This is a genomic window from Streptomyces sp. NPDC058308, assembly GCF_042880275.1.
Lineage (GTDB): Bacteria > Actinomycetota > Actinomycetes > Streptomycetales > Streptomycetaceae > Streptomyces.
In genome coordinates, this window is sequence record NZ_JBHVZA010000057.1 from 1 (window position 1) to 19,066 (window position 19,066).

12 protein-coding genes are annotated in these 19,066 nt (G+C 73.2%); all 12 read right to left on the bottom strand.

Going from position 1 to position 19,066, the window contains the following annotated elements; translation table 11 throughout:
* Positions 1 to 114: 114 nt before the first annotated feature.
* Positions 115 to 1,515, bottom strand: coding sequence for a lyase family protein (locus tag ACFVYL_RS37345; RefSeq protein ID WP_389724611.1), 1,401 nt, complete (start codon positions 1,513 to 1,515; stop codon positions 115 to 117).
* Positions 1,505 to 3,550 (bottom strand): FAD/NAD(P)-binding protein, encoded by a 2,046-nt coding sequence (locus tag ACFVYL_RS37350; protein ID WP_389724614.1) that lies wholly within the window; start codon positions 3,548 to 3,550, stop codon positions 1,505 to 1,507. The genes ACFVYL_RS37345 and ACFVYL_RS37350 overlap by 11 nt, the downstream gene beginning before the upstream one ends.
* A 659-nt stretch (positions 3,551 to 4,209) precedes the next feature.
* Positions 4,210 to 5,244 carry a mevalonate kinase gene (mvk, locus tag ACFVYL_RS37355; RefSeq protein ID WP_389724617.1) on the bottom strand — a complete coding sequence of 345 codons (1,035 nt, stop codon included), beginning with the start codon at positions 5,242 to 5,244 and terminating at the stop codon, positions 4,210 to 4,212.
* 541 nt (positions 5,245 to 5,785) lie between these two features.
* Positions 5,786 to 7,318, bottom strand: a complete 1,533-nt coding sequence (locus tag ACFVYL_RS37360) for an MFS transporter (RefSeq protein ID WP_389724620.1) — start codon at positions 7,316 to 7,318, stop codon at positions 5,786 to 5,788.
* A 183-nt stretch (positions 7,319 to 7,501) separates the two neighbouring features.
* Positions 7,502 to 7,960 carry a hypothetical protein gene (locus ACFVYL_RS37365; RefSeq protein ID WP_389724622.1) on the bottom strand — a complete coding sequence of 153 codons (459 nt, stop codon included), beginning with the start codon at positions 7,958 to 7,960 and terminating at the stop codon, positions 7,502 to 7,504.
* A gap of 105 nt (positions 7,961 to 8,065) precedes the next feature.
* Positions 8,066 to 8,203: a hypothetical protein gene (locus ACFVYL_RS37370; protein WP_389724624.1), complete on the bottom strand. Its 138-nt coding sequence runs from the start codon at positions 8,201 to 8,203 to the stop codon at positions 8,066 to 8,068.
* Positions 8,204 to 8,225: 22 nt separating this feature from the next.
* Positions 8,226 to 9,689 carry an adenosylhomocysteinase gene (gene ahcY / locus ACFVYL_RS37375; RefSeq protein ID WP_389724627.1) on the bottom strand — a complete coding sequence of 488 codons (1,464 nt, stop codon included), beginning with the start codon at positions 9,687 to 9,689 and terminating at the stop codon, positions 8,226 to 8,228.
* Positions 9,667 to 10,572, bottom strand: a complete 906-nt coding sequence (metF, locus tag ACFVYL_RS37380) for a methylenetetrahydrofolate reductase [NAD(P)H] (RefSeq protein ID WP_389724629.1) — start codon at positions 10,570 to 10,572, stop codon at positions 9,667 to 9,669. Before metF ends, ahcY begins: the two co-directional genes overlap by 23 nt.
* Positions 10,569 to 14,075, bottom strand: coding sequence for a methionine synthase (metH, locus tag ACFVYL_RS37385; protein ID WP_389724632.1), 3,507 nt, complete (start codon positions 14,073 to 14,075; stop codon positions 10,569 to 10,571). The genes metF and metH overlap by 4 nt, the downstream gene beginning before the upstream one ends.
* Complete coding sequence (locus ACFVYL_RS37390) at positions 14,072 to 15,055, bottom strand: carbohydrate kinase family protein (RefSeq protein ID WP_389724635.1); 984 nt, start codon at positions 15,053 to 15,055, stop codon at positions 14,072 to 14,074. The genes metH and ACFVYL_RS37390 overlap by 4 nt, the downstream gene beginning before the upstream one ends.
* 136 nt (positions 15,056 to 15,191) lie before the next feature.
* A complete protein-coding gene (metK, locus tag ACFVYL_RS37395; RefSeq protein ID WP_389724638.1) occupies positions 15,192 to 16,403 on the bottom strand; it encodes a methionine adenosyltransferase in 1,212 nt (403 codons plus the stop codon).
* 465 nt (positions 16,404 to 16,868) lie between these two features.
* Positions 16,869 to 18,473, bottom strand: coding sequence for a class I adenylate-forming enzyme family protein (locus ACFVYL_RS37400; protein ID WP_389724641.1), 1,605 nt, complete (start codon positions 18,471 to 18,473; stop codon positions 16,869 to 16,871).
* Positions 18,474 to 19,066: the final 593 nt, after the last annotated feature.

Here is a 19,066-nt window from a genome sequence, read left to right on the forward strand (position 1 = left end):
GTCGGGCTCATCCCGGTACGCCCAGTACCGGGATGACCCTCCGCCTTGCGATCGCACGCACCAGACGCCGCGAGGCCGCCCTCCGGGCGAACGACACGAGTTTGACGACAGGGCCTAGGGGGTGGGCGGGCGGGACAGGGCCCGCTCGGTCAGCGCGGCCGCGGCCCCGGTGTAGGCGTGGGGGGCGAACAGGTCGCGGTGGCGCTCCTGGGCCAGCAGGGCCGCCACCCGCTCGTCCGCGCCCAGCACGTCGGCCAGCGGCGCGCCGGTGCGGTCGGCCCGGGCGCAGGCCTGGTTGAGCAGGTCCCGGGCCGCGGCCTTGCCCAGCAGCGGCGCCAGGACCGCGGCGATCTTCTCGGAGACGATCTGCCCGCCGCTCAGTGCGGCGTTGGCGCGCATCCGCCCGGTATCCACCGCCAGGTGGCCCAGCAGCTCCACCGCCTGGTGCGCCGCTCCCCCGGCCAGCCGCAGCAGGGCGCGCAGCGGCTCCCACTCGGCGTGCCAGGCGCCGGCGGAGCGTTCGTCCTCGCTGAGCATGCAGCCCAGGACGCCGGCCGCGAGCGGGGGTGCCTGCAGGGCGGCGGAGCGGATGGCGGTGGCCAGGACGGGGTTGCGTTTGTGCGGCATCGCCGAGGACGCGCCGCGGCCGGCGGGCGCCGGCTCGTGGACCTCGCCGACCTCGGTGCGGGTCAGCGACAGCACATCGACGGCGATCTTGCCCAGGGCGGTGCAGGTGAACGCGGTGCCGTGGGCCAGGTCGGCCACCGGGGTGCGCAGCACGTGCCAGGGCAGCAGCGGGGCGGCCAGGCCCAGTTCGGCGGCGAAGGCGGCGGTCAGGTCCTGGACGTAGGCGGCGGGCTCGGCGTCCTGTGCGTACTGGAGGTAGCCGGCCAGGGTGCCGGCGGCCCCGCCGAGCTGGACCGGTCCCGAGGCGGCGAGCGCGGCCAGTTTCAGATCGGCGTCCAGGACCAGGTGGCGCCAGCCGGCCGCCTTGCAGCCGAAGGTGGTGGGCACCGCGTGCAGGGCCAGGGTGCGGCCGGCCATCAGGGTGTCGCGGTGGGTGCGGGCCAGGCGGGCCAGTTCCTGTTCGGCGCGGGCCAGGTCGGCGCGGATCAGGCGCAGCGCCCGGTGGGCGACCAGGACGGCGGCGGTGTCGAAGATGTCCTGGCTGGTGGAGCCGCGGTGCACGTAGGCGGCCGCGGCGGGGTCCTGGGCGGCCACCAGGGCGGTGAACTCCCGTACCAGCGCCACCACCGGGTTGGCGGACTGGCGGGCCTGGGCGGCCAGCGCCGGCAGGTCCAGGCGCTCGGCGCGGGCGGCCTCGGTGATCGTGCGGGCGGCGGCCGCGGGCACCGTGCCCAGCCGGGCCTGGGCCCGGCTCAGGGCCGCCTCGGCATCCAGCATGGCCTGCAGCCAGGCGCCGTCGGACACCGCGGCGGCCACGGGGGTGTCCGCCCAGACCGGGGCGAGCAGCCCGGCCTCGGGCGGCGCGCCGGGCGTGCGGTCAGCGGGCATGCGTGACTCCTTGTCCGGGGTGAACGGCCGGTGCGGGGTGACCGGCTGGTGCGGGGTGACCGGCTGGTGCGGGGTGACCGGATGGTGCGGGAAGGGTGGTGGCGGGCGTCTCGTCCGGGGCCGGGTGCGGGTCTGGGCCGGGGGTGGCGGCGGCCAGGGCGGCGCGGGCGATGGCGTCGGCGTCGGTGAGGGTCACCGAGCCCACGCCGGGCCGGATGCCCGCGGCCGTCACCCAGTGCACCGACTCGGTGGGCACCCCGAAGGCGAAGCGGCGCGGGTGCGGCCGGCCGGCCGCGTCGAGCAGGCGGAAGGGGCGGGCGGTGACGGCCAGTCCGTCGCTGTCCAGGGGGTCCTGGCCGCGGGCGGGGAGGCGGTGGGTGGTGCACTGGCCGCTGTCCAGCAGGTGGCGCAGGAGCGCGTCACCGGTGCGGCGCAGGGTGATCGCGGGCAGCCGCGCCTCGATGAGGGTGTCCACGACCAGCGCCGAGCCGGGCACCAGCGGGGAGCTCGCGCGGTAGCCGTCCGCCCCGGCCTGCACCCGCAGGCCGGGGCCGAGAACGTGCAGGACGCCGGCCTCGATCAGCGCGATCATCTCCTCGACGCGGCGGGCCGGCGGGCCGATCGAGAGGTGGGCGTTGAGCGGGGTGTACCAGCCGTCCAGGTCGGTGCGGTGGGACGCGCCGTGCAGGCCGTTGTGGTCGACCGCCAGGCGGATCTCGTTGCGCAGGTCGCGCAGGACGTCCAGGGCCGCCTTGAGCGGGCCGCTGACGTTGCCGGCGCGGGCCTCGGCGAGGTCCTGGCGCAGGTGGTCCAGGAGCCAGCCGGTGAAGTCGTGCGGGCCGGTGAACTCCCGGTCGCGGTAGGGCCGGGCGAGCAGGTCCCAGTCCCAGCGGTCCTTCTCGCCGATGCCGTACGCCTCAAGGAGGGCGTTCCGGTGCTCCGGTGCGGCCGCCAGGTAGTGGGCCTGCAGCCGGCGGGCCGGGCGGTCCTTGCCGCGGGAGCGCAGCAGGGTGCGGTAGTAGACGCTCTCCACCTCAGCGCAGATCAGCGGCCACAGGTCGGCCCTGAAGTCCAGGCCGGCGGGGTGGGCGCGGCGCAGGGCGCGGACGCGGTCCTCGGTGAGCAGCAGCGGTTCGTGGCGGCCGTGCGGGCCCTTCTCGTTCTCGCCGCGGGCCTGGTAGGGGATGCCGCGCCGGGAGCCGGCCCACAGGCGGGGCTCCCGGCCCGAGGGGTGGTAGAGGAGGCGGCCGCCGGTGCGGGTGAAGGTGCCGCCGCGGCCGGCGGTGAGCTGGGCCAGGTAGTCGAAGAAGTTCAGGCCCAGGCCGCGCAGCAGCACCCGGCTGCCCGGGGCCAGGGCGTCCAGGGCGGTGTCGGCCGGGTTGGCCGGCGCGATGTGGCGCAGCCCGTGCCGGCGGGCGCGGGCGGCGAAGGCGTCCTCGGCGGCGTCCGGGCGGGCCGGCAGGTGGCCCTGGCACAGGATGACGGCGTCCAGGGCGGTGAGCACGGTGGCATCGCTGAGCCGCACCCGCTGGCGCGGCGTGGTGCCGGGCGGGCCGGGCTCGTCGTCCAGGCTCAGGGCCCGGCAGCGGTGGGCGGTGACCGTCACGGTGGCGGGGGCGCCCGCCACGATGCGCCGGTAGGCCCAGCGCAGGTAGTGGCCGTAGAAGGCGCGGGTGGGGTAGGTGTCGGGGCCCAGCGCGCGGGCCTGGGCCAGCACGGCGGGCGGCCAGGAGTCCGCAGCGCTCAGGGCGGCGGCCCACTGGTAGAGGCTGGGGCCCGGCTCCAGGGGGCCGTGCAGGTCGACGCTTTCGTCGGTGAACACCGAGATCTGCCCGGCCACGGTGTTCATGAGCAGGTGCGGGGACTGGTCGGTGCGCCAGACCTGGCCGGGCCCGGGCGGGTAGGGGTCGACGATGTGGACGTGGAGGGTGTGGTGCTGGGGGCGCGAGCGGGCGTTGGCGCACAGCCGCTCGAGCACGGACAGCCCGCGCGGTCCCACACCCACCAGGCATATCGTGCTGTGTGTCGCTGTCATGTCTACCGTTTCTGCAGGGTCACGCAACGGGGCGGACCGCACGCCGGGCGGGGCCGCCCCGGCACAGGGGGGCACACCGCTCGCGTCCGGCCGGGGAGCACCGTCTGGAGCGACAGGTCGGCGATGCTCCGGCGCACACGCCCCGCGGCCCGGGAGATCCCCGAGAGGGCGGGCGGTCCACCCCGCTGTGCGCCGCAGGGCGCAAAAAAAGGGGGGGTGGAGGCACGGCACGTGCGGCAAAGGGGGAACGTGCGGACGCCCGGGGGCCAGGTGTGGCTCGCGGCCGGCGGCTGCCGTGCCGTGTCTGTCCGGTACGTCCGTCCCGCGCCGCCCGTCAACCGCTGTCGCGGGGCGGGCGGTAGCCGTTCACCATGGCGCCGGGGCGGACCCCGCGGCCGTGCCGCCTCCGTGGCCCGTGTGCTCCCCGGCCGGCCTGCGGGCGGGGCCCGCGCCGAGCTCTGCGTTACCGCTCATGTGCGTGCTCCTTTCCGCTCCGGGCGGGAGATACGTGGCAAGTGACGTTGCAGGGGGCAGGGGTCTGCGGGTGTGCGGGGCGCTGTTGCGTGCCACCGTCCCGCCCCGGGGCGGGACGCACACGTGGCGGCGTGCCCCTCCCCCGCGTACCCGTACCGGCCGATACGTGTGCGCCGGGCCCCGGGTCAGGCGGGGCGGTGGCCGGCCTTCAAGGGCAGGACCCAGGTCTGGACGGCGCCGGCCTCGTGCAGGGCCCGGGTGACCGCGCTGGCCCGGGCCGAGGGGGTCAGCGCGATCATGCAGCCGCCCAGGCCGCCTCCGGTGATCTTGGCTCCGAGGCTGCCCGCGTCCAGGGCGGCCTCCATCATCGTGTCGATCCGCGCGGTGCTCAGTCCGGCGGTGCGCAGCAGGTGGTGATAGGCCGTCAGGTGGGGGCCGAGTTCTTCGGGGGTGCCCTGGGCCAGGGCGTGGCGGGCCCGGCCGGTCAGGTGCGTGGCCTGGTCCACGAAGCGTTCCTGGGTGCCGGGGTGTTGGCGGAATGTCTCGCGCAGCAGGGCGACGGCGTCCTTGGTGCGGCCCACCTCGCCGCTGTCGGCGACGATGAACAGCCCCTCGCAGCCGATGGGCAGTTCGTGGGAGCGGCCCTGCTGGAAGAACAGGGGGCCCGGTGCGCCGACCGCGGTGGCGTCGACGCCGCTGGCCCGGCCGTGGGCGACGTTCTCGGCGCTCTGCACCAGGTCGAACACCGCCCGGGGGCTGACCTGGCGGCCGAAGAGGTCGGCCAGGGCCAGGACCACGGCCCGGGCGCAGGCGGCGCTGGAGCCAAGACCGCGGCCGGGCGGGATGGCGCAGTCCAGGATCACGTCCAGGTGCACGTCCTCGGCCACGCCCATGGCCGAGCGGAATTGGCCGGTCAGCTGCCGCAGCCCCTCGGAGGCCTGGGTGGCCACCGGCCGGGAGGGGGAGCCGGTCATCGTCAGGCTCACGTCGCCGGCGCCGGCCGGGGCGGGCGCGGACCAGCCGGCGCTCGCGGTGACCGCGAGCTGGGGCACCGGCAGGGCGAGGGCGGGCGCGCCGTAGACCACCGCGTGCTCGCCCAGCAGGATCGTCTTGGCGTGGGCGCGGCCGACACCGACCGTGCGCGCCCGGCTGACGGGTGGCGCCCCCTGCGCCGGGGCCGGCGGGGTCGGCGCGCTCAGCTCCCCTGGTGTTTTCTGCATGGAGATCGCATCATCCAGACGTCGAGGAAGGGTCTGGGCCCTGTCGTCGAACTCCCGTCTGCCTCCGGGCGAACGACGCGAGTTCGACGACAGGGCCTAGGAAGAAAAAGGAGACAGGGCATCGCCGTTTTCGGATACGCCCTTGAGGGGAATTCGCCGGCCTGCGGCCGGGCCGGGCCGGTGAAAGCGTCCGGCCGGCGGCAAGAGGAAAAGAGGAAGGGCGCCCGATCTCCGGCCGCGGTAGGGCATTTGGGCAGGGTGGATGCCCGGAAATAGTGACACGCAGGGCGAGGGTGCGCCTAGAGCGCCCCGAAGTGGTGTGGGTCACTCCCCCGCATCTATGCGGAACAGGACCCCAACCGCGGGTGTGCGCAGGCGGCTTGGGGGCCGGGCGCCGAGCGGTGCGGGGTGTGCGGGGCAGGGCAGCGCACCGCCCCCGGGACGGGTGCTTCCCGGGGGCGGTGCGGGTGAGGCGGTGCGGCGGGCGCTCACCTGCGCGGGCGCGCGGGCACACGCCTCACGTACGGGCGCGGCCGGATGGTCAGGAGGCGGCGCCGGTGGTGGTGGGCTGGGCGGCGGCGTCCTCGGTGGGCTCGGCCTCGGCCTCGGCGAGCACGTTGCGCGGTGCGGCGTCGACCTTCTGCATCAGCGCGATGACCAGGACGGCCGCGGCGGCCACCAGGATGGCCCCCACCCGGAAGGCGCGTGAGGCTCCGTCGGACTGGGCGACGGTGGGCAGCACGCCCTCGCCGATGTGGTCGGTGGTGTAGCGGATGGCGATGGGGACCAGGGTGGCCAGGCCCAGCGCGCCGCCGATCTGCTGCATGGCGGTCTGCACGCCGGAGGCCAGGCCGGAGTCCTTGCCGGTGACCTGGTAGAGCGCGCCGTTGACCAGGGCGGGGTAGCACATGGCGCTGAAGATGCCGAAGACGAGCATGCCGGGCAGGACGCCGCCGACGTAGGAGGAGTCGGCCTCCAGGGAGCTGGCGACGAACAGGCCCGCGGCAGCGCCGCCGAAGCCGATGGCCAGGACCGCCTTGACGCCGATACGGGGCATCAGGGCGGAGGCGGCGCCCATGCCGGCGCCCATCGCGAAGGCCAGCGGCACCACCGCCATGCCCGCCTTGATCGGCGAGTAGTCCAGGACCTTCTGCATGTAGATGATGAGCAGGAAGGCGTAGCAGTGGAAGCTGGCGAGCAGCGCCAGGGTCACGACGTTGGAGGTGACCCGGGTGCGGTTGGTGAAGAAGCGGATGGGCACCATCGGGTCGGAGACGCGGGTCTCCCACAGGGCGGTCAGGAGCAGTACGCCGATGCCGGCCAGCAGCGGGATGAGCACGGTGGAGGAGCCCCACGCGTGGTCGGCGGCCTTGATCAGGCCGTAGACGACGGCGACCAGGCCGCCGGTGATGCCGATGGCGCCGGCGAAGTCGACGCTGCGGCCCTCGCGTTCCATGCGGCTCTCGGGCATGACCCGGGGCACCAGGAGGAGTGCGGCCAGCGCGATGGGGATGTTGATGTAGAAGATCCAGCGCCAGTCGATCCACTCGGTGAGCGCGCCGGAGACGACCGAGCCGATCACGCCGCCCAGGGCGGCGGTGCCGCCCCAGACGCTCAGGGCCTTCATCCGCTCGCGGGCGTCGGGGAAGAGGATGGGGATCATGCCGAGGGCGGCCGGGCCGCACAGGGCTTCGCCCAGGCCCTGGACGAAGCGGCTGGAGACCAGCATGCCGGAGGACATCGCGGCGCCGCAGGTGGCCGAGGCGACGCCGAAGCAGATCACACCGATCATGAAGATTTTGCGGCGGCCGAACATGTCGGCCAGCCGGCCGCCCAGCAGGAGGAAGCCGCCGGCCATCAGCACATAGCCGTTGAGGACCCAGGCGAGGTCACCCTCGGTGGTGAAGGTGAGGTCCCGGTCGATCTCGGGGAGGGCGACGAGCACGATCGTGACATCCATGACGAGCATGAACTGAATCGCGGCCAGGACGCCCAGTGCTTTCCATCGCCTCGGGTCGGACGCGGCGACGGCGTCGTTCGCCCCGCCGGGGGACTCTTTGTCGAGAGTACTCATGGCCTGTTTACTTCCTCCGGATAAGTGCGGCCCGAAAAGGCTGTCCGCGCGGACATTCCGGCCGGCGTCGGTTGAGTCGTGCGCCCCGCCGGATCGCGGGCCGGTGTCCGTCTCATCCAGTACGACGAGATGGGTCGCCGGAATGTGAGGGGCCGTTCGCGGCGCGGGCCGGCGGGGGCGGGGTCAGCCGATGAGGTAGCGCTGGATGGTGGGGGCGATGAGGGCGACGACCTCGTCCACCGAGGCGGAGGCGATCGGTTCCAGCTTCACGACGTAGCGCAGGACGGCCACCCCCCACACCTGGGCCTGGGCGGCGTTGATGTTCATGGGCGGCACGCCCAGGGCGCGGGCGACTTCGTCGAAGTCCTTGGGCGGCTCCTCCAGCGAGGCGGCGAGCTGGCGGAAGATCTGCTTCGACATGAAGTCGCGCATCTGGGCCGCGCCGTCCTCGCCGGCGAAGACGGCGCTGAAGGCGCCAAGCAGCTGCGGCCGGGAGGCGGGGTCCTCCCACTTGGCCAGGGCGGCCCGCAGGAGGCCTTCGGCCAGTTGGGCGCGTTGTCCGGTGAGTGATGCCGCCCCGGCCTGGGCCAGGGCGTCCCCGATGTCGCTCAGGGGGGTGGGGCGTGGTGCGGCCTCGGTCATCTCTCCTCCTTCAAGGGGGCGGGCAGTGGGGGGTGTTGGGCGTCATCGTCGCCCGGCCCCGCTCGCCGTCCGCTTGACGTCTGCTTAAACCGGCGGGGGGCGGGGTCAGTCGATGCCGCGCACGACGTTGGGTTCCCAGGTGTCGTCCTCGTCGATGCCGGCGAGCCGCAGCGGCGGGGTGCGCGGTGGGGCGAGGGCGGTGTCCCCGGGCGCTCTGGCGTCCTCCTCGGGGGTGTCGTGCACGTCGTCCTCCTGGTGGGTGGGGTCAGTAGCGGTAGTGCTCGGGCTTGAAGGGGCCCTCGACCTCGACGCCGAGGTAGGAGGCCTGCTCGGGGCTCAGCTTGGTCAGCTTCACGCCGAGGGCGTCCAGGTGCAGACGGGCGACCTTCTCGTCCAGGTGCTTGGGCAGCACGTAGACATCGGTGGGGTACTCCTCCTGCTTGGTGAACAGCTCGATCTGCGCCAGCGTCTGGTCCGCGAAGGAGTTCGACATCACGAAGGAGGGATGACCGGTGGCATTGCCCAGATTCAGCAGCCGGCCCTCGGACAGCACGATCAGAACCTTGCCCCCGGGATAGGTCCAGGTGTGCACCTGCGGCTTGACCTCGTCCTTGACGATGCCCGGCGTCGCCGCCAGACCCGCCATGTCGATCTCGTTGTCGAAGTGACCGATATTGCCCACGATCGCCTGGTGCTTCATCCGGGCCATGTCCGCGGCCATGATGATGTCCTTGTTGCCCGTCGTGGTGATGAAGATGTCCGCCTGCTCCACGACCTCATCCAGCGTCGTGACCTGATAGCCGTCCATCGCCGCCTGCAGCGCGCAGATCGGGTCGACCTCGGTGACAATCACCCGCGCGCCCTGGCCGCGCAGCGACTCCGCACAGCCCTTGCCCACATCGCCGTACCCGCACACGACCGCCGTCTTGCCGCCGATCAGCACATCGGTGGCCCGGTTGATGCCGTCGATCAGGGAGTGCCGGCAGCCGTACTTGTTGTCGAACTTCGACTTCGTCACCGCGTCGTTCACATTGATCGCCGGGAAGAGGAGAGTGCCCTCGCGGTGCATCTCATACAGCCGGTGGACACCGGTGGTGGTCTCCTCCGTCACGCCGCGGATCTCCGAGGCCAGCTGGGTCCACTTCTGCGACCCCTCACCGATGGTGCGGTGAAGGACCTGCAGGACCACACGGTGCTCGTCGTTCTCCGCCGACTCCAGGGCCGGGACCTTACCGGCCTTCTCGTACTCGACACCCTTGTGCACCAGCATGGTGGCATCGCCACCGTCGTCCAGGATCATGTTCGGACCGCCACTGGGGGTGTTCGGCCAGGTCAGCGCCTGCTCCGTGCACCACCAGTACTCCTCCAGGCTCTCGCCCTTCCAGGCGAAGACCGGGACACCCCGGGGATCCTCCGGCGTGCCCTCAGGACCGACGGCGACGGCCGCGGCGGCGTGGTCCTGGGTGGAGAAGATGTTGCAGGACACCCAGCGGACCTCGGCGCCCAGCGCCACCAGGGTCTCGATGAGGACGGCCGTCTGCACCGTCATGTGCAGCGAGCCCATGATGCGGGCCCCGGCCAACGGCCGGGCATCGGCGAACTCCTTGCGGATCGCCATCAGACCGGGCATCTCGTGCTCGGCGAGGGTGATCTCCTTGCGGCCGAACGCGGCCAGCGAGAGATCGGCGACCTTGAAGTCCTGGCCGTCAGTGGTGGGCTGCGAGGTCATGCGGGGTGCTCCTTGCGTTCGTTACGTTGCGGTGGATCTCGAGCGTCGCCGTCGAGCGGTTGAGGGTGATGTAGTGCAGTCCGGGGGCGCCTTCGGCCAGCAGCTGCTGGGCCATGGCGGTGGCGTACTCCACGCCGATGCGGTGGCCGTCGGCGGGGCTGTCGCGGGCGGCGTCCAGGCGGTGGGCCAGGCCTTCGGGGAAGGCGGCGCCGCTGAGCTGGGCGAAGCGGCTGATCTGGCGCACGTCGGTGGCCGGCATGATCTCCGGGATGATCGGGGTGTGGCAGCCGGCGGCCGTCACCTTCTCGCGCAGCCGCAGGTAGTCCTCGACGTGGAAGAACATCTGGGTGATGGCGTAGTCGGCGCCGGCCCGGCACTTGGCGACGAAGTGGGCGATGTCGCTGTCCCAGTCGGCCGAGCGGGGATGGCGTTCGGGGAAGGCGGCCACGCCGACGCTGAACTCCCCCGACTCCTTGACCAGGCGCACCAGTTCGTGGGCGTGGGTCAGGCCCTGGGGGTGGGCGTGCCAGGGGCCGCCGGGGTCGCCGGGCGGGTCGCCGCGCACGGCCAGGACGTCGCGGACGCCGGCGTCGGCGTACTGGCCGATGATGTGGCGCAGTTCGGCCACCGAGTGGCCCACCGCGGTCAGGTGGGCGACGGGGCGCAGGGTCGTCTCGGCGGCGATGCGTTTGGTGACCTCCACGGTGCGGTCCCGGGAGGAGCCGCCGGCGCCGTAGGTGACCGAGACGAAGGTGGGGGCCAGGGTCTCGATGCGGCGGATGGTCTGCCACAGGGAGCGGGCCGCGCTTTCGCTCTTGGGCGGGAAGAACTCGAAGGAGAAGCTGGGTTGCTCGTCCTGGATCAGGTCGCGCAGGGCGCTCATGGCCGGCCTCCGGCGTTGAAGTAGCTGGCCTGGGGGTGGTGGGTGACGATCGCGTCGGTGGACTGCTCGGGGTGGAGCTGGAACTCCTCCGAGAGGTGGACGCCGATCCGCTCGGGCTGGAGCAGCTCGGCGATCTTCGCGCGGTCGGCCAGGTCGGGGCAGGCGGGGTAGCCCAGCGAGTAGCGGCAGCCCTGGTAGTGGGTGGCGAACATGCCCTCGACGGTGTCCGGGTCGCCGGCGGCGATGCCCAGTTCGGTGCGGACGCGGGCGTGCCAGTACTCGGCCAGGGCCTCGGCCAGCTGGACGGACAGGCCGTGCAGTTCGAGGTAGTCGCGGTAGGAGTCGGCGGCGAACAGCTCGGCGGTGGCTTCCCCGATCTTCGAGCCGACGGTGACGACCTGCAGCCCGACCACGTCGGTTTCGCCGGATTCCTCGGGGCGGAAGAAGTCGGCCAGGCACAGCCGCCGCCCGCGCCGCTGGCGCGGGAAGGTGAAGCGGGTGCGCTCGGAGCCGTCGTCGTCCAGCAGGATCAGGTCGTCGCCCTTGGACACGCAGGGGAAGTAGCCGTGCACGACGGCGGCTTGGAGGAGGTTGTCGGTCTGCAGCCGCTCCAGCCAGCCGCGCAGGCGGGGCCGTCCCTCGCTCTCCACCAGCTCCTCGTAGGTGGGTCCGTCGCCGGTGCGGGCCTGCTTGAGGCCCCACTGGCCCTTGAACAGGGCGCCCTCGTCCAGCCAGGACGCGTACTCCTTGAGCTGGATGCCCTTGATGACCCGGCTGCCCCAGAACGGCGGCGTGGGCAGGGGGTTGTCGGTGGCCACATCGGAGCGGGCGGGCTGCTCGGCCTCCTGCACCTCAAGCACCGCCGCCGTCGCCCTGGTCGGCACCCGGCGCTGCTTGAGCTCCGGCAGGCTCGCGCCGGGCACGCCGCGCTTGACCGCGATGAGGGCGTCCATCAGGCGCAGGCCCTCGAACGCGTCGCGGGCATAGCGCACCTCGCCCTCGTAGATCTCGTGCAGGTCCTGCTCGACATAGGCGCGGGTCAGCGCCGCACCGCCCAGGATGACGGGGAAGTCGGCGGCCATCTTGCGCTGGTTGAGCTCCTGCAGGTTCTCCTTCATGATCACCGTGGACTTGACCAGGAGGCCCGACATGCCGATGACGTCGGCCCGGTGCTCCGCGGCGGCGTCCAGGATCGCCGCGACCGGCTGCTTGATACCGAGATTGACCACGGTGTAGCCGTTGTTGGACAGGATGATGTCCACCAGGTTCTTGCCGATGTCGTGCACATCGCCGCGGACGGTGGCCAGCACGATGGTGCCCTTGCCCTCGTCGTCGGTCTTTTCCATGTGCGGCTCCAGGTAGGCGACCGCGGTCTTCATCACCTCGGCCGACTGCAGCACGAAGGGCAGCTGCATCTGCCCCGAACCGAACAGCTCCCCGACGACCTTCATGCCCTCCAGCAGGATGCTGTTGACGATGTCCAGCGCCGGAGTGTCCTGCAGCGCCTCGTCGAGGTCGGCCTCCAGGCCGTTCTTCTCACCGTCGATGATCCGGCGCTGCAGCCGCTCGGCCAGCGGCAGGGCCAAAAGCTCCTCGGCCTTGCCCGCCTTCATCGACTTCGTCGAGACGCCCTCGAACAGGGCCATGAGCTTTTGCAGCGGGTCATAGCCCTCCGCACGCCGGTCGTAGATCAGGTCGAGGGCGGTGGTGACCTGCTCGTCGTCGAAGCGGGCGATCGGCAGGATCTTCGAGGCGTGCACGATGGCCGAATCCAGACCGGCCTTGACGCACTCGTCCAGGAACACGGAGTTGAGCAGGACCCGGGCGGCCGGGTTGAGACCGAAGGAGATGTTGGACAGGCCCAGTGTGGTCTGCACGTCGGGGTGGCGGCGCTTGAGTTCGCGGATCGCCTCGATGGTGGCGATGCCGTCCTTGCGGGACTCCTCCTGGCCGGTGCAGATGGTGAAGGTCAGGGTGTCGATGAGGATGTCCGACTCGTGGATGCCCCAGGTGCCGGTCAGATCACTGATGAGGCGTTCGGCGATGGCGACCTTGTGCTCGACGGTGCGGGCCTGGCCCTCCTCGTCGATGGTCAGCGCGATCAGCGCGGCGCCGTGCTCCTTGGCCAGCGCGGTGACCTGGGTGAAGCGGGACTCGGGGCCGTCGCCGTCCTCGTAGTTGACGGAGTTGATGACCGCGCGCCCGCCCAGCTTCTCCAATCCGGCCTGCAGGACGGGCAGTTCGGTGGAGTCCAGGACGACCGGCAGCGTGGAGGCGGTCGCGAACCGGCCCGCCAGTTCGGCCATGTCGGCGACCCCGTCGCGCCCCACGTAGTCCACGCACAGATCCAGCAGGTGCGCGCCCTCGCGGATCTGGTCGCGCGCCATCTCCACGCAGTCGTCCCAGCGGCCCTCCAGCATGGCCTCGCGGAACTTCTTGCTGCCGTTGGCGTTGGTACGCTCGCCGATCGCCAGGTAGGCGGTGTCCTGGCGGAAGGGCACCGTCTGATAGAGGGAGGCGGCACCCGGTTCGGGGTGGGGGGTGCGGGCGGGCGGGGTCAGGCCGCGCACCCGCTCGACGACCTGGCGCAGGTGCTCGGGGGTGGTGCCGCAGCAGCCGCCCACCAGGGACAGGCCGTACTCGCGGACGAAGTTCTCCTGGGCGTCGGCCAGTCCGTGGGGGCCCAGCGGGAAGTGGGCGCCGTCCTTGGTCAGGACGGGCAGGCCAGCGTTGGGCATGCACAGCAGCGGGATGCGCGAGTGGCGGGCGAGGTAGCGCAGGTGTTCGGTCATCTCGGCCGGGCCGGTGGAGCAGTTCAGGCCGATCATGTCGATGCCGAGCGGTTCCAGGGCGGTCAGCGCGGCGCCGATCTCGGAGCCAAGGAGCATGGTGCCGGTCGTCTCGAAGGCCAGGGAGCACACCAGGGGCAGGCTGAGGCCGGTGGCGTCAAGGGCGCGGCGGGCGCCCAGGAGGGCGGCCTTGGTCTGCAGGAGGTCCTGGGTGGTCTCCACGATCAGCAGGTCGGCGCCGCCGGCGACAAGGCCTTCGGCGTTGGCCTGGAAGCCGTCGCGCAGGGTGGCGTAGTCGATGTGGCCCAGGGTGGGCAGTTTGGTGCCCGGGCCCATCGAGCCGAGCACCCAGCGCTGTCGGCCGGTGTCGCGGGTGACCTCGTCGGCGACCTCGCGGGCGATGCGGGCGCCGGCCTGGGAGAGTTCGAAGGCCCGCTCGGGGATGTCGTACTCGTTCAGGGCCGCGTGGTTGGCGCCGAAGGTGTTGGTCTCCACGCAGTCGACGCCGGCGGCGAAGTACTCCTGGTGCACCGCGCGCACGATGTCGGGGCGGGTGACGTTGAGGACTTCGTTGCAGCCCTCGAGCTGCTGGAAGTCCTCCATCGTGGGGTCTTGGGCCTGGAGCATGGTGCCCATCGCGCCGTCGGCCACCACCACACGGGTGGCCAGGGCCTGGCGCAGGGCGTCGGCGCGCCGGTGCTGGTCGTTGCTCATGCGGTGCCCGCGATCCGGTCCTCCAGGGCGCGGGCCGCGGCCGGCCCGTACGTCTGGTCGATGCGGGTGATCAGGTCGGCGGGCAGGAGTTTGTACTCCTGGGTGCCGACCGATTCCAGCACGGTGGTGGCCAGGGCGCAGCCGAGCTGGGCGGCCCGTTCCTGGGGCAGTTGCCAGGCGGTGCCGGCCAAAAAGCCCGCGCGGAAGGCGTCGCCCGCCCCGGTGGGGTCGGCGATCTTTTCGGTGGGGACGGCGGGCACGGCCAGGCGGGGGCAGCCGGCGCGGGCCAGGGACACGCCGCCCGCGCCCAGGGTGGTGATCCAGGTGTCCACCCGTTCCAGGAGCTGCGGCTCGCTCCAGCCGGTGCGCTCCAGGAGCAGGGCGGCCTCGTACTCGTTGGTGAACAGCCAGCGGGCGCCCTCGACCAGTTGGCGGGCCTGTTCGCCGTCCAGGCGGGCCAGTTGCTGGGAGGGGTCGGCGGCCACGGGGATGTGCTGGCGGTGGGCGGCGGCGGTGTGGCGCAGCATCGCGGCGGGGTCGTCGGCGCCGATCAGGACGAGGTCGGGGGTGCCGGTGCGGGCGGTGACGGCGGCCAGGTCGATGCGGGCGGCCTCGGCCATGGCGCCGGCGTAGAAGGTGGCGATCTGGTTCTGGTCCTGGTCGGTGGTGCACACGAAGCGTGCGGTGTGCAGGGTGTCGCTGACCTGGACCGCGGTGGTGTCCACGCCGTGCTGCTCCAGCCAGGTGCCGTACTCGGCGAAGTCCAGGCCGGCCGCGCCGATCAGGATCGGGTGCAGATCCAGCAGGCCCAGGCCGAAGGCGATGTTGGCGGCGACGCCGCCGCGGCGCACCTCGAGCCGGTCGGCGAGGAACGACAGGGAGACCCGCTCCAGTTGCTCCTTGATCAGCTGCTCGGCGAAGCGTCCGGGAAAGACCATCAGATGGTCGGTCGCTATCGAGCCGGTCACGGCGATACGCACGAGAAAAGCACTCCCTTTGAAGCTGAGGTCGGCAGCTGGGCGGCGCGGTGGCAGCCAGGCGCGGGCGGGGGGCTGAAGAAGGGGGGGTGGGGTGCCGCCGGGGCGGGCCGGCGGCACCCCGGGGGGGGCGGGGGTGTCAGCCGGTTTCGGCTGCCGTGCGCAGGGCGGCGGCGCGGTCGGTGCGCTCCCAGGTGAGGTCGGGCAGTTCGCGGCCGAAGTGGCCGTAGGCGGCGGTCTGGGCGTAGATCGGGCGCAGCAGGTCCAGGTCGCGGATGATCGCGGCGGGGCGCAGGTCGAAGACGGCTCCCACGGCGCGTTCGATGTCGCTGTGGGGGACGGTGGCGGTGTCGAAGGTCTCGATGAACAGGCCGACCGGTTCGGCCTTGCCGATGGCGTAGGCGACCTGGACCTCGCAGCGGGCCGCGAGGCCCGCGGCGACGATGTTCTTGGCGACCCAGCGCATGGCGTAGGCGGCCGAGCGGTCGACCTTGGAGGGGTCCTTGCCGGAGAAGGCGCCGCCGCCGTGGCGGGCCATGCCGCCGTAGGTGTCGACGATGATCTTGCGGCCGGTCAGGCCGGCGTCGCCCATCGGGCCGCCGATCTCGAAGCGGCCGGTGGGGTTGACGAAGAGGCGGTAGTCCTCGGTGTCGAGCTTGATGCCGTCCTCGGCGAGCTGGGCCAGGACGTGCTCGACGACGTGGGCACGGATGTCGGGGGTGAGCTGCTCCTCCAGGTCGATGTCGGCGGCGTGCTGGGAGGAGACCACGATGGTGTCCAGGCGCACGGGCCGGCTGCCCTGGTACTCGATGGTGACCTGGGTCTTGCCGTCGGGGCGCAGGTAGGGGACGGTGCCGTCCTTGCGGACCGCGGTCAGCCGGCGCGAGAGGCGGTGGGCCAGCTCGATGGGCAGCGGCATCAGGGTGGGCGTCTCGTCGGTGGCGTAGCCGAACATCAGGCCCTGGTCGCCGGCGCCCTGCTTGTCGAGTTCGTCCTCGTCGCCCTCGACGCGCTTTTCGTAGGCGGTGTCGACGCCCTGGGCGATGTCGGGCGACTGGGCGCCGATGGACACCGAGACGCCGCAGGAGGCGCCGTCGAAGCCCTTGGCCGAGGAGTCGTAGCCGATCTCGAGGATCTTCTGGCGGACCAGGGTGGCGATGTCGGCGTAGGCGGCGGTGGTGACCTCGCCCGCGATGTGCACCTGGCCGGTGGTGATCAGGGTTTCGACGGCGACGCGGGAGGCGGGGTCCTGGCTGAGCAGGGCGTCCAGGACGGTGTCGCTGATCTGGTCGGCGATCTTGTCGGGGTGGCCCTCGGTCACGGATTCCGAGGTGAACAGGCGGCGGGACATGACTCTCCAGGGCAGAAAAGGGGGTGGGATGGATGGGCGGGCGGCCGCGGGGCCGCGGGGGCGGGGGGCTGCGCGGGCAGCCCCCGGGTGGACGAGAGGACGGCGGCGGCCGGCCCGGCACGTGATCCGGTGCGGGCAGGGGCCGGGGGTGGCGCGGGGCCGGGGGTGGCGCGGGGCCGGGGGTGGCGCGGGGCCGGGGTGGTACAGGGCCGGGGTGGTACAGGGGTGCGGGTCGCCCGGCGTGGGCGGCCCGGCCGGGGCCGGGGCGGCAGGCGCCGGGCACCGGGCGCACCGCCGCCGGGCCGGGCGGGCGGGCCGGTCACCAACTCCCCGCGCTGCCCGGGCCCTTCCTGCCCGGGCCCGGGTACGCGCCGGGCACCAGGCCGGGCGGGCGGGGCGGGGGCAGTACGTACGCCCCTCCCCCGCCCCGCCCGGCCGGGCCAGCGGGGCGGGGCCGGGTGGGGGTCAGGCCGGGTCGTTCCGGCGCTGGTGGAGGTGGTCGGCCAGGGCCAGGCGCTGGACCTTGAGGGTGGCGGTGCGCGGGAGTTCGGCCTGGGGGATCTGGACGGGGGCGGCGAGCTGGGGGAAGTCGGTGACGGCGGCGCGCCAGCGCGCCGGGTCCAGGGGGGTGTCGTCGGTGGTGCAGATGACGGGGACGGGCTCGTCGCCGGGGCCGGGGACGACGACCAGTTCGCTCAGTTCGGGCAGGCGGCCCAGGACCACGTCCTCGACCTCCAGGGAGCTGGTGATTCCTTCGATCATGTCGACTTCCCGGTCGAGCATGTGCAGGCAGCCCAGGCGGGTGCGGTAGCCGACGTCGCCGGTGCGCCACCAGGCGCCGTTGCGGTTGGCGGCGTAGCGGTCCTGTTCGGCGAAGTAGGTCTTGGCCAGGCCGGCCCAGGCGACTTCGATGAAGCCGGGGTTGTCCTGGGTGGGGGGCCGGCCGTCGCGGCTGACGACGCGGACCCTGGCCGCGCCCAGGGGCATCGCCCAGCCCACGCAGCGTCCGTTGGCCTTGTGGGCGGAGGTGCGGAAGTAGGCGCGGCCGACGGCGGGGCCGACCTCGCTCTGGCCGTAGATCTGGAAGAAGAGGGCGCCGGGGCGCTCGGAGGAGTTCAGCAGGCGGCTCATGGTGCGCGGGTGGATCGCGTCGAAGGTGCTGGAGAAGATTTTCACCGAGGCGAACGGGCGGCGGGGGTCGGCGGCGAGGTCTTCCCAGTCCATCAGGGAGTTGGGCAGGGCCTCGACGAAGCCGGGCCGGTGGGCGGCGAACTGCTCGGCGATGCTGTGGGGGTCGGAGTCGTTCAGCAGGAGGATCGGCAGTTCTTTGAGCAGGGCCAGGGACATCGCCGCGACCATCCGGGAGTGCACGAAGGGGATGTGGATGGCGACGGGGTCCTTGCGGCGCATCAGGGCGAGCAGGCGCCACTGGGGCACCAGGCGGATGCCCTGGGTGCGGGGGGTGTGCACGACGAGTTTGGGCAGTCCGGTGGTGCCGGAGGTGTGGGTGATGACGGCGGCCTCGTCCAGGGGGCGGATCACCGGCCGCACGCGCGGGGCGCCGGCCCAGGCGGCCAGGGACTGGGCGCCGGGGTGGTCGCCGGCCACGATGAGCACCCGCCGGGTCAGGCCGGCCAGCGGCAGCCGGTCCAGGCCCTGCCGGCCCTGGGGGCCCTGAAGTGTGCGGGTGTCGGTGAGCAGGGTGGGCCGGCCCACCCGTTCGATGAGGGCGCCCACGGTCGCCGCGTCCAGGGCGGGCGAGAGCATCACCGGGATCGCGCCGATGCGTGAGGCGGCGGCGCCGAGCATCCAGATGTCGGCGTTGGCGCTCTTGTGGACCACCAGGTGTTCGCCGGGCCGTACGCCGGCCGCCCACAGGCGGGCCGCCAGGTCGTCGACGGCATCGGCGAACTGGGCCACCGTCAGGCGCCGGCCCGCGTGCGGCAGGGCGTCCAGGTCGTGGTCGAGGGTGATGGGGGTCGCGCCGTTGACGGCGGCGGCCATCTGCGGCAGGAGTCCGAGGTGCAGGCCGCGCTGTTGGATCGATCGGTAGACCGTGGAGCCCTTCATCGGGGCTGTCTCCTTTGCGGGTTGGGTGGCCAGGCGGGCCTGGTGGCGGCCCGGCGCTGCGCCCGGGGTAAGGGCAGGGCCGGGCGGCTGCCCGGGCCTGCCGGGCCCGCCGCCGGCCCCGGCGGGGCGGCCGGCGGCGGGCCGGGGCCGGCATTTTTCTGCGGCGGCCTCACATTGGGCGGGGCTGCGTCGTCGAAGGACATGAGGCGGGCGAGGCGAGGCCCCCCGCCCCGGGGGGCCCGTGCCGGTATCCCGGGGTGGAGGGCCGCCTGGGCCGCGCCGGGGTGCCGGGGGCGCCCCCTCGGGCCGGTCCACGCAGCCGGCTGTGCCCCCGGCCTGGCCCCTGCCACCGGCCGGGCCCGTGCGGTGCTGACCGACGCCGCACGGCCCGGCCGGGCTCCACCGCCCCGCCCCGTCCTTCTGCGGCGCGGGCCGGACCCCCCATCTTCGGCGCTCTGCGGCCCCTGGGGGCCGGCGCCGGGGAAGGGGGCTTCAGGTGGCGGCGCGGCCGGCCTTGAGGGCGGCGGCGGTGTCCACCACGCGCCGGGCCTGGTGGCGGGCGGCCTGCAGGGCGACCTCGCCCGGCGCGCCGT

Excerpts from the sequence above, each read along its gene's own strand:
- ACFVYL_RS37345 (WP_389724611.1), bottom strand. The coding sequence starts at position 1,515 with ATGCCCGCTGACCGCACGCCCGGCGCGCCGCCCGAGGCCGGGCTGCTC.
- ACFVYL_RS37350 (WP_389724614.1), bottom strand. The coding sequence starts at position 3,550 with ATGACAGCGACACACAGCACGATATGCCTGGTGGGTGTGGGACCGCGC.
- mvk (WP_389724617.1), bottom strand. The coding sequence starts at position 5,244 with ATGCAGAAAACACCAGGGGAGCTGAGCGCGCCGACCCCGCCGGCCCCG.
- ACFVYL_RS37360 (WP_389724620.1), bottom strand. The coding sequence starts at position 7,318 with ATGAGTACTCTCGACAAAGAGTCCCCCGGCGGGGCGAACGACGCCGTC.
- ACFVYL_RS37365 (WP_389724622.1), bottom strand. The coding sequence starts at position 7,960 with ATGACCGAGGCCGCACCACGCCCCACCCCCCTGAGCGACATCGGGGAC.
- ahcY (WP_389724627.1), bottom strand. The coding sequence starts at position 9,689 with ATGACCTCGCAGCCCACCACTGACGGCCAGGACTTCAAGGTCGCCGAT.
- metF (WP_389724629.1), bottom strand. The coding sequence starts at position 10,572 with ATGAGCGCCCTGCGCGACCTGATCCAGGACGAGCAACCCAGCTTCTCC.
- metH (WP_389724632.1), bottom strand. The coding sequence starts at position 14,075 with ATGAGCAACGACCAGCACCGGCGCGCCGACGCCCTGCGCCAGGCCCTG.
- metK (WP_389724638.1), bottom strand. The coding sequence starts at position 16,403 with ATGTCCCGCCGCCTGTTCACCTCGGAATCCGTGACCGAGGGCCACCCC.
- ACFVYL_RS37400 (WP_389724641.1), bottom strand. The coding sequence starts at position 18,473 with ATGAAGGGCTCCACGGTCTACCGATCGATCCAACAGCGCGGCCTGCAC.